General features: G+C 70.7%; 15 protein-coding genes. 13 read left to right on the forward strand and 2 right to left on the reverse strand.

Going from position 1 to position 14,744, the window contains the following annotated elements; genetic code table 11:
- The first annotated feature begins 1 nt into the window (after position 1).
- The 13 genes from ACIBSW_RS11060 (at position 2) to ACIBSW_RS11120 (ending at position 11,771) form a co-directional block, all read left to right on the forward strand.
- Positions 2 to 1,591 carry a nitrilase-related carbon-nitrogen hydrolase gene (locus ACIBSW_RS11060; protein ID WP_354723087.1) on the forward strand — a complete coding sequence of 530 codons (1,590 nt, stop codon included), beginning with the start codon at positions 2 to 4 and terminating at the stop codon, positions 1,589 to 1,591.
- A gap of 21 nt (positions 1,592 to 1,612) precedes the next feature.
- Positions 1,613 to 2,425 (forward strand): oxidoreductase, encoded by an 813-nt coding sequence (locus ACIBSW_RS11065; protein WP_354723089.1) that lies wholly within the window; start codon positions 1,613 to 1,615, stop codon positions 2,423 to 2,425.
- Positions 2,422 to 3,372, forward strand: coding sequence for a dienelactone hydrolase family protein (locus tag ACIBSW_RS11070; RefSeq protein ID WP_354723091.1), 951 nt, complete (start codon positions 2,422 to 2,424; stop codon positions 3,370 to 3,372). The genes ACIBSW_RS11065 and ACIBSW_RS11070 overlap by 4 nt, the downstream gene beginning before the upstream one ends.
- A gap of 5 nt (positions 3,373 to 3,377) precedes the next feature.
- A complete protein-coding gene (locus ACIBSW_RS11075; protein WP_354723093.1) occupies positions 3,378 to 4,568 on the forward strand; it encodes an aromatic ring-hydroxylating dioxygenase subunit alpha in 1,191 nt (396 codons plus the stop codon).
- Between the two features lie 73 nt (positions 4,569 to 4,641).
- Complete coding sequence (locus tag ACIBSW_RS11080) at positions 4,642 to 5,334, forward strand: hypothetical protein (RefSeq protein WP_354723094.1); 693 nt, start codon at positions 4,642 to 4,644, stop codon at positions 5,332 to 5,334.
- Positions 5,331 to 6,254 (forward strand): hypothetical protein, encoded by a 924-nt coding sequence (locus ACIBSW_RS11085; RefSeq protein ID WP_354723096.1) that lies wholly within the window; start codon positions 5,331 to 5,333, stop codon positions 6,252 to 6,254. Before ACIBSW_RS11080 ends, ACIBSW_RS11085 begins: the two co-directional genes overlap by 4 nt.
- The gene (locus ACIBSW_RS11090) at positions 6,251 to 7,009 is read left to right on the forward strand and encodes an SDR family oxidoreductase (protein ID WP_354723098.1); all 759 of its coding nucleotides are present in this window, start codon (positions 6,251 to 6,253) and stop codon (positions 7,007 to 7,009) included. The genes ACIBSW_RS11085 and ACIBSW_RS11090 overlap by 4 nt, the downstream gene beginning before the upstream one ends.
- Before the next feature lies 1 nt (position 7,010).
- On the forward strand, positions 7,011 to 7,652 hold the full coding sequence (locus ACIBSW_RS11095; RefSeq protein WP_354723100.1) for a hypothetical protein: 642 nt from the start codon (positions 7,011 to 7,013) through the stop codon (positions 7,650 to 7,652).
- Positions 7,649 to 8,392: an arylmalonate decarboxylase gene (locus ACIBSW_RS11100; RefSeq protein ID WP_354723102.1), complete on the forward strand. Its 744-nt coding sequence runs from the start codon at positions 7,649 to 7,651 to the stop codon at positions 8,390 to 8,392. Before ACIBSW_RS11095 ends, ACIBSW_RS11100 begins: the two co-directional genes overlap by 4 nt.
- A 130-nt stretch (positions 8,393 to 8,522) precedes the next feature.
- Positions 8,523 to 8,894, forward strand: coding sequence for a hypothetical protein (locus tag ACIBSW_RS11105; protein WP_354723104.1), 372 nt, complete (start codon positions 8,523 to 8,525; stop codon positions 8,892 to 8,894).
- A gap of 268 nt (positions 8,895 to 9,162) precedes the next feature.
- Positions 9,163 to 10,194: a glutamine synthetase gene (glnII, locus tag ACIBSW_RS11110; RefSeq protein WP_354723106.1), complete on the forward strand. Its 1,032-nt coding sequence runs from the start codon at positions 9,163 to 9,165 to the stop codon at positions 10,192 to 10,194.
- 142 nt (positions 10,195 to 10,336) lie between these two features.
- Positions 10,337 to 11,002 (forward strand): hypothetical protein, encoded by a 666-nt coding sequence (locus ACIBSW_RS11115; protein WP_354723108.1) that lies wholly within the window; start codon positions 10,337 to 10,339, stop codon positions 11,000 to 11,002.
- A gap of 37 nt (positions 11,003 to 11,039) precedes the next feature.
- Complete coding sequence (locus tag ACIBSW_RS11120) at positions 11,040 to 11,771, forward strand: hypothetical protein (protein ID WP_354723110.1); 732 nt, start codon at positions 11,040 to 11,042, stop codon at positions 11,769 to 11,771.
- Positions 11,772 to 11,878: 107 nt separating this feature from the next.
- On the opposite strand, the gene ACIBSW_RS11125 is transcribed toward ACIBSW_RS11120, so the two are convergent.
- Both ACIBSW_RS11125 and ACIBSW_RS11130 read right to left on the reverse strand, forming a co-directional pair.
- Positions 11,879 to 13,825: a PKD domain-containing protein gene (locus ACIBSW_RS11125; protein WP_354723112.1), complete on the reverse strand. Its 1,947-nt coding sequence runs from the start codon at positions 13,823 to 13,825 to the stop codon at positions 11,879 to 11,881.
- 246 nt (positions 13,826 to 14,071) lie between these two features.
- A complete protein-coding gene (locus tag ACIBSW_RS11130) occupies positions 14,072 to 14,734 on the reverse strand; it encodes a neocarzinostatin apoprotein domain-containing protein (RefSeq protein ID WP_354723114.1) in 663 nt (220 codons plus the stop codon).
- Positions 14,735 to 14,744 lie beyond the last annotated feature (10 nt).

The raw sequence follows: 14,744 nt of genomic DNA on the forward strand, positions 1-14,744 counted from the left end.
GATGGCACCCGTTGTACGCGTCGCCGCCGCGCAGCTCGAGGCCGGCCAGGACGTGCGCGAGAATCTCGCCGCCTGCCTGCGCGTCATCGACGCCGCCGCGGCACAGAAAGCGCGACTCGTCGTCCTGCCCGAGTTCTGCAACCACCTCTCCTGGTACGCCGACCGTGCCGAGGCGCACCGGCTCGCCACCCGGCCCGGCGACGAGTTCCTCACCGCGATCGCGGACCGGGCCCGCCGGCACGGCATGTGGGTGAAGATCAACGTCACGCACGCGTACGCCGGCGGGCGCACCGGCGGCACCAACTTCCTGTTCGGACCGGACGGCGAGATCGCCGGCCGCTGCGACAAGCAGACCCTGATGGGCGCCGAGAACGACTTCCTCGAGCCCGCGCCGGCGGTCGGCCCGGTCGTGGACACCCCGCTCGGCCGGCTCGGCATGTACGCCTGCATGGAAGGCGTCATCAGCGAGGTGGCCCGCTCGCTGGTCCTGCGCGGCGCCCAGGTGCTGCTGAACAGCCTCAACAGCTTCGCGCTCGACGAGGCCGACCTGCACATCCCGGTGCGCGCCGCGGAGAACAAGGCGTGGGTGGTGGCGGCCAACAAGGTCGGGCCGCTGCTGCCGGCCGACCAGCTGCCCGCCATCGCCGCCCGGCTCGGCGTGCCGCCGCAATGGCTGCACGGCGCCGGGGAGAGCCAGATCGTCGCCCCGGACGGCACGGTGCTGGCCAAGGCACCGCGCACCGGCGAGGCGGTCGTGGTGGCCGACATCGAGGTGTCCCGCGCCGACGACAAGCGGCGGCCCGACGGCACCGACATCCTCGCCGTGCGCCGCCCCGAGCTGTACGGCCCGATCGCCGAACCGCCGGTGGGGCGCCGCCGCGGCCCCGGCGCCGAGACCCTGCCGGTCGCCGTGGTGCGCGAGGCCGCCCGGGTCGGCGCGGTCGCGCGGGGCGGCGCGGCCCTGATCGTGCTGCCGGAGCTGGCCTGCGCGCCGGCCGCGCTGGCGGCCGCCCTCGACGGCACTTCCGCGCACGCGGTGACCACGGTGATCGAGGACGGCGCGCACGTCGGCGTGGTGGTCGGCGCCGCGGGCGTGCTGGCCCGGCAGCCGCAGCTGCACGCCGCGCACCACCTGACGCCGACCGGCAAGCGGATACACCCGGTCGACCTGCCCTGGGGGCGGCTGGCCGTGGTGGTCGGCGACGACGCGCTGCTGCCCGAGACGTTCCGGCTGGCCGCGCTCGTCGACGCCGACGTGGTCGCGGTTCCCTACTCGGCGCAGGAGCCGTGGGAGCTCGCGCTCGGCCTGCCCGAGCGGGCGGCCGAGAACCGGCTCAACGTCGTGGTGGCCACCCCGGCCGGGCAGAGCGCCGCCATCCTCGCGATGAGCGCCGACTTCACCCTGTGGACGCGGTGGCAGGGCCCGTTCACCGGCCGCATCTCCACACCCGTGCGCACCGACGTGCCGGCCGGCGCCATGGTCGGCGAGGCCGTCGTCGCCCCGGCACAGGCCGCGAACCGCCTGGTGTCGCGCCGCACCGATCTCGTCGACGGCCGCCCGTGGCGGCTCGTCGACGCCCTGACCCGTTAGAACCTGCGAAGGGGAACCACCGTGGCGGAGACGCTTGCGCACGTGGAGGACATGGTCGACGGCTCGCCGGCCGTCGACGTGCACGACACGTTCCACTACTACCAGGAGCTGCTGGCCGCGCTGAAGGCGAAGATAGACGCCCGCTTCGAGACCACCCGCGACCCGTCGACCGAGGCGCTCGAGAGCTACGGGTCCTACCCGGACGGGCCGGGCGGCTCGCTCGCGGCGTACTCGGGGCCGGAGGTCGACTGGCTGGTGCACTCGTGGCTCGGCAACCCGGGCGCGAGCTTCGCCAACCTGCACCTCACCTGCTGGCTCGGGCCGCAGATCAAGGTGCCGCACCTGGGCATCGCGCTGCTGGTCTGGCCGGGCGGCTGGTTCTACCTCGACTCGGTGCCCCGGGTGAACCTGGTCGAGGACGGCGACTACTACGACAGCTACTACGCGCCGGTGGACGCCGAGTGGCTGGAGCTGCGGGCCGATCCGCAGTTCGAGTACTTCGTTTCGCGGGCCGGCTTCATCCGGGCCAGCCTGTCGCCGACCGCGTACTGCTACTCCTTCGAGCGCAGCCGGCGGAACCTGGAGATCGTCTCGGCCCGGGCGCACGCGCACGTCGACCGCTGGCTGTCCTGGGTCGACGCGGCCACCGCGGTGCCGCAGGAGCAGCGGGCGGCGCTCGCCGAGACCGATCTGACGATCCGGCGCAACATCGCCGAGCGCGACCCGGCCAACGTGATGGGCGTGCGCTTCTTCGGCCAGGAGACGACCGACAAGCTGGTCCGCGCGCTCTGGGGCGGCGACCGCGAGCTGCCCCGCCCGGGGATGGACTCATGAGCGTCCGGTCGGTGTGGTGGGCCGCCACGATTCCCGGCGCCGAGGCGCCCTTCGACACCGCGCACCTGCGGGTCTTCTATCCGGCCAGGCCGACCGGGTCGGACGCCGAGCGGCTCTCCGGGGTGTTCCCGGCCGACCCGGCGCACGCGCCCTACCCGGTCGTGATCATCGTGTCGGGCGTGAACGTCGGGCAGGAGGCATACCGCTGGCTCGCCGTCGCGCTGGCCGAGCGCGGCTACGTCGCGGTCACCTACGACTGGGTCGGCGAGCTGTTCGGCGGGCTCAAGGGCATCACGCCGGGCGTCGAGCTCGCGGCGGCGCGGCCCGACGCGTACGGGACGAGGGCGACGACGCCGTCCGTGCCCGCCGTGATCGACGCCCTGCGGGTCATGACCGGCCCGGTCGAGGGCCTGCTCGACCTGGACAACGTCGCGCTGATCGGCCACTCCGCGGGCGGGACCGTCGTGCTGCAGAGCGCCCGGTTCTTCCCCGAGGTCAAGGCGGTCGCGGCCTACGGCACACACACGATGGTCGCCACCATGCTGGGCTGGCCGGCCGGGACCGTGCTGACCGCGCAGGTCGACTCCCCGGTGCTGCTGATGGCCGGCGAGAACGACGGGGTCATCAACGGCTCGGCCGACCGCTACGGCGAGGACGCGGCGACCCGCAAGGACCCCGTTTCCCGTACGTTCGACGAGGCGCTGCCGGACCGCGACGGCGCCAACCTGCTCGTGACGTTCCCGGGCGCCAACCACTTCGGCATCGTGCACCCGGTCGACGAGACCGCCGCCCGCGCGTTCCTCGACGCGCCCGCCACGACGGAGCCCGAGGAGACCCGGTCCGCGCTGGCCGAGGTCACCGGCGCGTTCCTCGACATACACCTGCGCGGCGCCGCCGGCGACGCGCTGGAGAAGGCCACCCAGACGCTTCGGCTCCGGCGGAGGTAACACCCGTGCTCAAGAACTTCTGGTACGCGGTGGAGTTCGCCGACCGCGTCACGACCAAGCCGGCCCGGGTCACCGTGCTCGGCCAGCACCTCGCCCTGTACCGCACGCCGTCGGGAAAGGTCGTCGCGCTCTCCGACCTGTGCGTGCACCGCGGCGCGGCGCTCTCCGGTGGCTGGCTCAAGGACGACTGCATCGTCTGCCCGTACCACGGCTGGGAGTACCAGAGCGACGGCCAGTGCGTGAAGATCCCGGCGCAGCCCGAGCGGCCGGTGCCGCGCAAGGCCCGCGTCGACTCGTACCCCGCGCAGGAGAGGTACGGGTTCGTCTGGGTCTACCTGGGTGACCTGCCGGAGGAGGAGCGGCCGCCGATGCCGGTCTGGCCCGAGTTCGACGACCTCGTCGAGAACGGCGGCCGGTTCCGCGCGGTCACCGGCGAGTTCCTCTGGAACGCCAACTACGAGCGGATCCTGGAGAACGGCTGCGACATCGCCCACGCGCCGTTCGTGCACGCCGGCGCGTTCGGCAACCCGGAGAAGCCCGAGGTCCCCGAGTACGAGCTCGAGCAGCCGGACGAGTGGTCGGCGTTCGCCACCGTCGACCTGTACCCGCCGGCGCCGCGGGGCATCTGGGGCAGGTTCGCCCGGCTCCGCGGCCAGGACCTCAACAACCGGCCGCCGGTCACCACCTCCGCCGGCTGGATGCTGCCGAACATGATCAAGCTGCACGTCCGGCTGCCGCTCGGCGACCTGATCATCTACGACACGAACATCCCGATCGACGAGACGCACACGCTGGTCAAGTGGGTCGCGCTGCGCACGTTCTTCACCGGCAAGTGGGCCGACAAGAACGCCATCCAGCGCACCCTCAAGATCTTTTACGAGGACGCCGAGGTCGTCGACAAGGTCCGGCCCGAGCTGCTCCCCTTCGACCTCGGCGCCGAGCTGCACATCCGCAGCGACCTGATCGCCGTGCAGTACCGGCGGCGCCGGCAGGAGCTGGCCGAGAAGGGCTGGCTGCTGACCGACGGGGACCGGATCACCGGTGACGTGCCCCGGCGCACCGCGACCGTGATCCCGTCGCCGGCCCGCCGGGAGAACCCCGAGCTGGCCCGCGCCTGGGTGCACAAGGCGCGCGGCGAGCACCCGAGCGTCGCCGCCGCCGAGCTGATGGGCCCGTCCGACGAGGAGACCACATGAGCGAGCTTGCGAGCGAATCATCAACTCAGCGCCCGACGAATGTCATCGCCGGAGCGCCAGCGGAGGCGATGGCATGACTCTGCCCGCCGACCTTTCCGACGCCACCCTCGACAAGATCCTCGCCGGGCTCTCCCTCAAGGAGTCCGGCGACCGCGAGCTGACCTCGGCGATGAGCCCCGCGCCCGTCGGCCGGATCCGGGTCTGGCACGGCGAAGGGCCCGTCGTGAAGGTGGTCAACGTGTCGCTGGCCGTGCCGCCGATCGGCCTCGACAGCCACATGATCTTCGCGTTCACCGCGCCCGACTCGGCCGTGCCGCACTTCACCCTGGACTCCGTCGCCAACGGCGAAAACTACGCCTTCCACCTCGACCTGATCCCCCGGATCGACCTGGCCACCTCGCTGCCGTACCTGGACACGGTCTACGAGCCGCTCACCCCGCTCTACCAGGACGTGCGCGGCCGCGACGGGCTCACCCCCGCACACCTCACCCCCCGGCAGTACGCGCTGATGTCGCCCTGGATGCTGGTCAACCGCGCGACCCGGGCCGCCTTCGAGGGGATCGGCGACGCGGTCGACGGCTATCTCGGGCACTGGTTCGCGCTGCTCGCCGGCGACGTCGAGGCCGCCGTCGACCCCGCGCGGGACGCGGCCCACCGGGCGCTGCTGTTCAGCCCCGAGATCGACCCGGTCTGGAAGCAGACCGTCCGCCTGCTCGGCGAAGAGCAGAGCGAGTCGGTCCGCCTCGAACTGGTGGACAACCGATGACGACCCGGCCGTCGGCCTGGCAGCAGCGGATCGCCGGCGAGTGGCACGGGCGGCCGTCGCTCTTCGACCACACCGGCACCTGGTGCGGGTTCGAGGAGATCCGGCGGTCGTCGGAGTTCGTCGACGGCGTCACCACGTACCGGATGGACGGCGGCCTGATCGGCGGCGGCGCCCTCGCCGGGCGGTTCCGCCTCGGCGCGCCGTTCTCCTTCGGGGTGATCGACTCGGACGCGAACCGCGTCTACACCGGGCCGGACTTCTTCGGCACCGGCCAGCCGTACGGGTCCTTCGTGGACTCGCACTACTACGGGCCCGGCTGGCAGGTCGACCTCAACACCTGGAACCAGGTGCTGCCCGACGAACAGACCCAGGTCTACTCGTCGGTGCTGTACCAGGGCTGGTCGGTGGTCGGCTGCTTCAACGGCGTGTACACCCGCGACCCGGCGCTGGTCGACCAGCTGATCGACAACGAGACCCGGTGCGGCCCGGTGCCGTACATCCTGCCCACCAAGCAGGCCGGCGCCTACCTCGGCGACTGCGAGCTGTGGGGCGCCGACCAGAAGCTGCGCGGCACCGTCCGGGTCGCCATCGGGCTCGAGCCGATCGACCTGCTGCGCACCCGCCGCCTGATCACCTGGCAGGGCGCGGGCCTCGACCGGGAGTTCGCGGTGGAGACCCGCCGCGACGGAAACGACCTCCACTTCGAGGGCCCCGGCGGGTACGGGAATGCCATCGGTTTCGGCCGTGCCTCGTTCTCCTCGCTCCACCTGACCGACGTGTGGAAGATCAAGGGCCGGGAGTTCTCCATCGACGCGACGCCGGGCATGTCGGCCGGCCGGCGGCTGTCGGTGGTGTACCAGCTCTTCGAGGGCGCGCGGCTCGACTCGGTGCTGCACGGGCTGCTGGAGTGGGCGCCGTGACCGGCCCGGTCGTGGTGGTCACCGGCGGCACCCGCGGCATCGGCCGGGGCCTGGTGGCCGCGTTCGCCGCGCGCGGCGCGTCGGTGGCCTTCTGCGGGCGGTCCGGCGCCGACGGCCCCGCCGGTACGCTCGGCGTGGTCGCCGACGTCACCTCGCGAGACGACGTGCGCAAGCTGTGGGAGGCGACGGTCGACCGTTTCGGGCGGGTCGACATCTGGCTCAACAACGCCGGGCTGTCCACCAGCCGCAGGCCGCTCTGGGAGCTGCCCGCCGCCGAGATCGACGCCGTCGTCGACGTGAACCTGCGCGGGACCCTGCAGGCCAGCGCCGTGGTGCTCGGGGCGATGCTCGAGCAGGGGCACGGCGCCCTCTGGAACATGGAGGGGCTCGGCTCCAACGGGCAGATCGTCGCGGGGCTCACGCCGTACGGCGCCACCAAGCGCGGCCTGACCTACGCCACCAAGGCCATGGCCCGCGAGCTCAAGGGCACGCCGGTCAAGGTGGGGCTGCTGTCGCCGGGGATGGTCGTCACCGACCTGCTCACCCGGGACTACTCCCCCGAGGAGTTCGAGAAGGCGAAGAAGATCTTCAACATCCTCGCCGACCGGGTCGAGACCGTCACCCCGTGGCTCGCCGACCGCGTCCTGGCCGGTACGAGGAACGGCGGCCGGGTGGCCTGGCTGACCGGCCCCAAGGCGGCCTACCGCTTCGCCACCGCCGGGTTCCGCAGGCGCGACCTGTTCGCCGAGCGCTGAGATGGACTATCCGATCTGGCTCGCGCTCGAGGACTTCGTGCCCGTACTGCTGGGCCTCGCCGGTTTCATCCTGCTCACCCGCCTGGTCCCGGCCGGCCCGGCGCGCACCGCCGGGCTCGCCGGCGCCCTGCTGATCGGCGCCGGCGGCCTGGCCAAGTGCGCCTGGAAGCTCGCGGTCGCGTCCGGCGCCGGCGACCCACGCCTGCTGGAGCAGGCGCTGTTCCCGCTCATGGCCGCCGGCGCCACGCTGCTCGTCTGGGCCCTCGCGGTCGCGGTGCGGCGCGGCGCGCGGGTGCACGTCTGGCCGTTCGCGCTCACGTTCACGCTCGCCGCCGGAACCTCGGTCCTGGTCGGCAGCCTGCAGCCGATGTTCGTCCTGGCCGTCCTCGGCGTCACCGCGGTGAGCGTGCTCGCCGCCGTCATCGCGGCCCGCCACCGCCGGTGGTGGGCCGTCTCCCTGTACGTCCTCGGCCTGGTCCTGGTGACCTCGCTGGTGCCGCTGCGCGGCGCGGCCGCACACGACACCGTCGCCTACCAGTGGCTCGAACAGTCCCTCAACACGGCCGCCCAGCTCGCGCTGCTGACCGCGGCCTGGCTCACGGTGCGCGCCCCGGCCGTGACGACCGTTGGAGAACCCGTATGACCGACGCACTCGGCTGGCGCCGCAAGTTCGGCGTCATCGCCCCGTCCACCAACACGATCGTCGAGCCCGACTTCTACTCGATGACGGTCCCCGGGGTGACCGCGCACTTCTCCCGCATCCACATCCGCAACCAGGACCTGTCGGACGACGCGAACTTCGAGAACCTGCTCGTGCAGATCCGCTCCGAGATCGGCTTCGCCTGCGAGCGGGTGCTCACCTGCGAGCCCGACTACATGGTCATGGGCATGTCGGCCGAGACGTTCTGGGGCGGCGTCGAGGGCAACCGCGAGTTCGTCCGGCAGATACACGACATGACTGGACTCCAGGTTGCCACCGGCGCCGAGGCCTGCGAGCGCGCACTCAAGCTGTACGGCGCGCGGCGGATCGGCGTGGTCACCCCCTACCAGCCGATCGGCGACACCAACGTGGTGCGCTTCTTCGGCGAGATCGGCTTCGAGGTGGTGAACATCGAGGGCCTCAAGTGCCCGACGGCGGTCTCCATCGCCCACGTCACCGAGGCCGAACTCCGCCGCGCCATCCTCGCCGTCGACGGCCCCGACATCGACGCGATCGTGCAGTGCGGCACCAACCTGTCGATGGTCCGCCTCGCAGACGAGGCCGAACGCTGGCTCGGCAAGCCGGTCCTCGCCATCAACGCCGCCACCTGGTGGATGGCCCTGCGCGACAACAACATCCCCGACAAGGTCTACGGCGCCGGCACCCTCCTCCGCGACTTCTGAGCGAGCGCCTGAGCGCGCGGGGTGCGGGCCGGCGCGGGACCCTTATGAAGTTGACTGTGAGAGGCCACCTTCCTATGGGGGCTCTGCGCCCTTCCACGTAGCGCGGATCATCGGCCGAAGGAGTGTCGAAATGCGCGTGTCGCGGGCGGAACGGCAGCAGGAGATGGAGATCAGCGGCACCACTGCCGAGTTCCTCGAACTGGCCCGGATGGTGCGGGCCGGCGAAGGCGTCGTCCAGCTGAACACCACGGGTGATCCCTGGCCGTATGATCATCTGCTCTCGGTCCTCGAGGTGCACGCCGCGACCCAGGCCGTGGTCATCCGCCGCTCCGGCGACACCCTCACTCTGGCCGGCGGCGCGACCGCGATGGGCGTCCTCGCCCTGGTCATAGAGGACCTTGCCGCGGACGAGCCCGGAGCGGATGTGCAGATCGACTACTTCCCGGATCACGTGTACCTGGGTGAGGGGTCGAGGCCGATGATCCTGGTCCTCACGGGCTGAACCTGCCCGGCGAAGCGGCGGCATTGCGGACCGGTGGACGGCGTCGACCTGCGCAGGGCCGCGCTGACCTGTGTCTGATTTGCGTGGTTTGGAGGGACAAGCCGCCGCCCGTGCCGTGGCGGCACTTCCGGCCCGTGACGATGGGCACACCCAGGTAACACCGCGTTCACATACGGGCAACGGCCGGGAAACCGCAGGTCGACAGGCTCCCTGTCGTCACCACGGCGCCCCGGTGCCGCCGCCCAGCACCACCCGAAGGATGTGGATCGTGAGCTTCAAGGCTGAGTACATCTGGATCGACGGCACGCAGCCGACGGCCAAGCTCCGCTCCAAGACGAAGATCTTCGAGGACGACGCGAAGGGCGCCGAGCTGCCGCTCTGGGGCTTCGACGGGTCCTCCACGAACCAGGCCGTGGGACACTCTTCCGACCTCGTGCTCAAGCCGGTCTTCACCTGTCCCGACCCGATCCGCGGCGGCGACGGCGACATCCTCGTGCTGTGCGAGGTCCTCAACATCGACCTGACGCCGCACGAGTCCAACACCCGCGCCGAGCTGGCCGAGATGGCGGAGCGGTTCGCCGCGCAGGAGCCGATCTTCGGCATCGAGCAGGAGTACACCTTCTTCGACGGCGTGCGCCCGCTCGGCTTCCCCGTCGGCGGCTTCCCGGCCCCGCAGGGCGGTTACTACTGCGGCGTCGGCGCCGACGAGATCTTCGGTCGCGACATCGTCGAGGCCCACCTGGACAACTGCCTCAAGGCCGGCCTGAGCATCTCCGGCATCAACGCCGAGGTCATGCCCGGCCAGTGGGAGTTCCAGGTCGGCCCGGTCGCCCCGCTCGAGGTCGCCGACCAGCTCTGGGTGGCCCGCTGGCTGCTCTACCGCACGGCCGAGGACTTCAACGTCTCCGCCACCCTCGACCCGAAGCCGGTCAAGGGCGACTGGAACGGCGCCGGCGCGCACACCAACTTCTCCACCAAGGCGATGCGCGAAGGCTACGACGCGATCATCACCGCGTGCGAGTCGCTCGGCGAGGGCTCCAAGCCGCTGGACCACGTCAAGAACTACGGCGCCGGCATCGACGACCGCCTCACCGGCATGCACGAGACCGCCCCGTGGAACGAGTACAGCTACGGCGTCTCGGACCGCGGCGCGTCGGTGCGCATCCCGTGGCAGGTCGAGAAGGACCGCAAGGGCTACATCGAGGACCGGCGCCCCAACGCCAACGTCGACCCCTACGTCGTGACGCGCCTGCTCGTCGAGACCTGCTGCACCGCACTGGAGAAGGCCGGCCAGGTCTGATCCCCCGCACCTTCCACCGGCCAATGCCCGGGCGCCTCGGCGCCCGGGCATTGCCAGTTCAGCGGCAGATGTGCGCGCTCCGTCGCTGACACGTTTCTGACCGGCAGCCCGTTGCATCGGCCGTCGCGCGGAGAATGCCCCCATGTCTCAAACCTCGACAACGGTCAGCGCTGTCGATCCGTCCGCCGGGAGTTGGTGGCGGCGACGTCGGCTCATGATCGCGGCAGCTGTTGCATCGGTGATTGGTGTCGTGGCCCTGGTAGCTCAGGTGCGCAGCAACGATGAGGACCGAGCGGTTGCCGCGACCGAAGCGGCGATCCGACACGCCGCGGATATCGGGGGACCCCGTGGATTCACCCCGGCCGATCCGGTGCCTCTGTTGCTGGGGGATCCGCCGGCGTATCGACATGAGGAGCGGCAGGGGCTCGATATCGGAGTTCCGGAGGCGACGGGCATGGCTTCGGGCTTTGTGACGGCATGGGTCACCACGGTCCCGCGGTCGTCGAGCCCGGCGGCGTCCTGCGAGGCGGTGAGCGAGTGGGTCAGGAGAATGTTCGACAAGCCGGTGGAGGCTTCGGAAACGGCGCGGTCATGCCGGACCTCCCTGCAGGGACAGTCTGACGGCGAGGGCTTGTTCGCCACCGTCGCCGGTGGTTTCACCGCAAGCGGCAGGTACCTGGCGGGCGCGGCCAGCCGTTCACTTGCCGATGAGGGCACGGAGCTGTCCGTAGTCCTGAGTTTTGAACCGCCGCTCAATGAAACAGTCAGGACCTCATCACCTTGCGTAGCAGTCTGCTCCGCCGGATGAGCCCTTTCGCTGATCTTGGAGTTTGTATGCTCGCGGGGTGGAGGGCGCGCGGTGCTCGGCCGCGGTGTCGAAAGCCACGGAGGTGCCCGTGCCGAGGCGGAAGCGGCCCATAGCTTTCGAGCAGGACTTCATCGTGTTCTCCGATCCAGCCCCGCACTACCCGGACGTCATTGCTCTTGGCAGCCTCAGTTCGGCGATCCGTGCCGCTGGAGTCGAACAGGGACTTTCCATCCCGCCCAAGGCTTTCAGATCGATCGGCCGGGACACCGTCCGCCCGGACCCGCTGTACGGCCTCACAGTCCACAGCAGGCTCCGGCGCCGTGAGGGTCTGCGCGTCACCGCATCGCGGCACCGGCGGGCGTGGCGGATCGAGGGCGGCCAGGCCGTCCACCGCGTTGACGGCACCACTCCGGAACTCGCCGAGGTGGCCCGGATCGCACATGCATGGCACGGCGGAACCGCCCTCGCCGACATCCACCAACTTGCCCCGTGCGTCGCCCCGCACGCCGTCGACTACCGATACTTCGGCTTCGGGGAACAGAACTCTGCGCCCGGTGAACCATCGTCTGTCGTCAGAACGTGGATCGATGCCAGCGGAATCGACCAGGAAGAAACCTTCACGGATTCCCTGACCTGGGAGAGGACGCAGCGTCTGTCCCCTGTGGGGCCGCACGATGACCCAGATCCGGTAGAAATCGACAAAGCGAAGGTCGACCGGTTCATCCACAGCGCGACCGAGCACATCAGGGCCGAGCGACGTCGAAGGTAGCCGTCAATTCGAACGAGTACAGCTCGTCGACACCTGCTGCACCGCGCTGGAGAAGGCCGGCCAGGTCTGACAACCACCCGCGGTAGCCGACCGCTGCACGGCATCGGCTACCGCGGACCCGGACGCAGGCTCCATACGGCAGCACTACCGGCCAGCACGCACAGCAGGCCGACGAGGGCGATGCCGGCGGTCGGCGATCCGGTCACCGGAAGGGTGTCGTCGGGGTCGCCCGATGCCGCCCCGACGACCACCGGCGGGGCGGCGGTGACGGTGAAGGTGCTGCTGGCCGGCTCCGCTCCGGGCACTGTCGCCCTCACCGTGTGTTCGCCGTAGCTGAGCGGTCGTTGCGGCGTCAGGCGCCAGCTGCCCTCGGCGTCGGTCCGGACCGTACCCAGCACCTCGCCGTCGAGGGTGACCGTGACCAGCGAGCCCGGCGTCGCCCTGCCCACGATCGTCGGCGTGGTGTCCCGGGTCGTTGAGGTATCGGCCGGGGAGGCGATTACCACCACCGGGCCACCCGCACTGGACGTCCCCGGGGGCGGCATCGGGGTGACCAGGATCTGTGTGGTCGTGGTGGTGCTGGTGCCGTTGTCCTTGTCCGTGGCGGTCACGCTCACCGTGTAGGTGCCCGCGGAGGCGTAGGTATGGGTACGGACGGTGTCAGGGGTGGTGCCGTCGCCGTAGTCGATGGTGTAGGTGAACCCGGCGGTGGAGTCGGCCGCTGACGGGTCGGTCGCGGCCGGGGTGATGGTGACCGGCGTGCCGGCCACGACGCTGCCCGGCACGGTGAGGGTCGCCGTCGGCGCGACGTTGGCGACCGTCAGCGTCGAGGTCGCGGTCCTGACTGTGGCACCGTCGCTGACCCGGACACCGACGGTGCGTGTCCCGGGCCCGTCGCCCAGGCCGAGCGCGGCCAGGCCGGCCGCGCTCACCGTCGGCTCGGCACCGTTGGCGTCGTCATAAACGCCGTCGCCATTCAGGTCCCACGCGTAGGTCGCCCCGGCACCGGCACCGGTGGTCGCGGTGGCATCCAGCGTCACGCCGGAACCCTCATCGACCGCGTACGGGCCATTCGCATCGGCCACCACCGACGCGGCGAAGCTGTTGACCGCCGCGCAGGTACCCATCGCGGTGGCGTACTGGGCCGGGGTCATGGCCCCGACGTCGGCCTGGGTGTAGATCGTCCCGTTGACCATGATCCGACTCTGCTTCGGTTCGGTGTACCAGTTCTCCGCCGGCCCGAACCTGGTCAGGCAGTCGGAGCGGGGGCCGGTCATCAGGCTGAACGTCGAATCGGTCGGGCCGTTGATCACGGCGCGCAGGTCCTTGTCGCCGCCGCTGACGACGGTGGCGTCGAAGGTGACCGTCGCCTGAGCCCCGCTCGCCATCGCCGCGTTCGACCACGAGATCGCGGTGTCTGTGGAGGTCACCGTGCCCGCGGAGGCGACCACGTTGCTGACGGTGGCGTCGTCGACGAGCTTGGTGAGGTCGATCTCGAACTTGGCCTGCCGGGTACCGCTGGCCGCTGATGCGCCGGCGGCCTGGTTGGTATAGGTCGCCGTGTAGTGGATGACGTCGTCAGTGTTGACCGTGCCTGTCGGGTCGGAGGTGAGGGTGAGCCCGTGGAGGGTGAAGTCGGACTCGGAAACGGCACCCGATTCGACCTTGTACTTGGACTGGTCGTGCAGGGTCGCCTCGGTCGCGTCCTTGTACACGTACAGGTCGCCGTCGACGTACGCCTGCGTCGGGCTGTCCCGGTGGGCCGTCGCCTTGACGCCGAAGGTGCAGCCGTCGGTGCGGGCGCCCGGGCGCTTGAACTGGTCGGTGTTGAGCTTGTAGTTGATGAACCTGGTACCGGGAACGAAGCCGCTGTTCCAGGTCACCCCGTCCGTCGAGTACTCGAACAGCGACGCGGTGTCCTGCGGGCAGACCCCGCCGTTCGTATCCAGGATGCGGGCGGCCGACAGGAACGTGTCCGTTCCTCGCGTACGGAGCTGGAGCCCGAACAGGCGATCCGCCGTCGAGCTGTTGTACTGGTATTTCCACGTGTGCACGATGTCCTGGCCGGCCCGCCAGTAAAACGGTGAGTTGTAGTAGCCGTAAGGAATATCCTCATCGGCCGGCCAGAGGTCGCCCTCCCAGAAGTCCTCCGGATACGACGTCGCACCACCGATGCTCGAGGTGTCCGCTCACGCGGCTCCAGCCGTAAGCACGTCCGTTCTGCTAAGGGGAAGAGCGGATCGGGGTTGTGGAACCTCCCCGCGCAAGAAGGTTCCACAACCCTGAACCGCCCCCGTTTCTCAGTGCAGCTGGGTGATCCGGCGGCGACGGGCCGGCAGGACGGCGATCAGGCCGACGCCGGGTAGCAGGAACGCGGCGCCGATCAGCAGGATGGTCGCCCACTGCAGGCCCGGGCCGGTGGTCGGCAGGTCGTCGTCGCCGGCCGCCGAGGTGCTGCCGGTCGTCGCGCCGGCGGCCGGTGAGGTGGTCGCGGTGGGGGTCGGTGTCTTGGTGGAGCCGGTGCCGAACGTGATCGGGACCGACGCCTTGTTCGCGTTGACCACGTCCTCGGAGGCGCTCGACGGCAGGATCTGCGCGGCGATCACGCAGCCCCCGCTCGCGCACTTGTGGCCGCTGAACTCCTTGGCCATCTTCAGCGTCAGCGTCGGGGTCTTGCCGTTGGCGTCGGCGTTGGTGAACTGGGAGCCGCCGGAGAGGTTGCAGTCGGTCGGGCCCTTCGGGTTCTTGACGCACTGGCCGATCGCGATCTGCTGCAGATTCTTGGTGAACCCGGTGCCGTACACGGTGATCTGCTGGCCGTCGGTGAGGCCGGTGGTCTTCGAGACGTGCAGGGTCGGCGCGGCGGCCGCGGGCGCGCCGTCGACCAGGACGACCAGGGTGGCCAGCACGAGGCCGGCCGCGGCCGACGCGGCCAGCCGCCGGATGGTTGGGGTAAGGGCCATCGGTTCCTCC

It is taken from the genome of Actinoplanes sp. NPDC049668 (assembly GCF_044465445.1).
Taxonomy (GTDB): domain Bacteria; phylum Actinomycetota; class Actinomycetes; order Mycobacteriales; family Micromonosporaceae; genus Actinoplanes.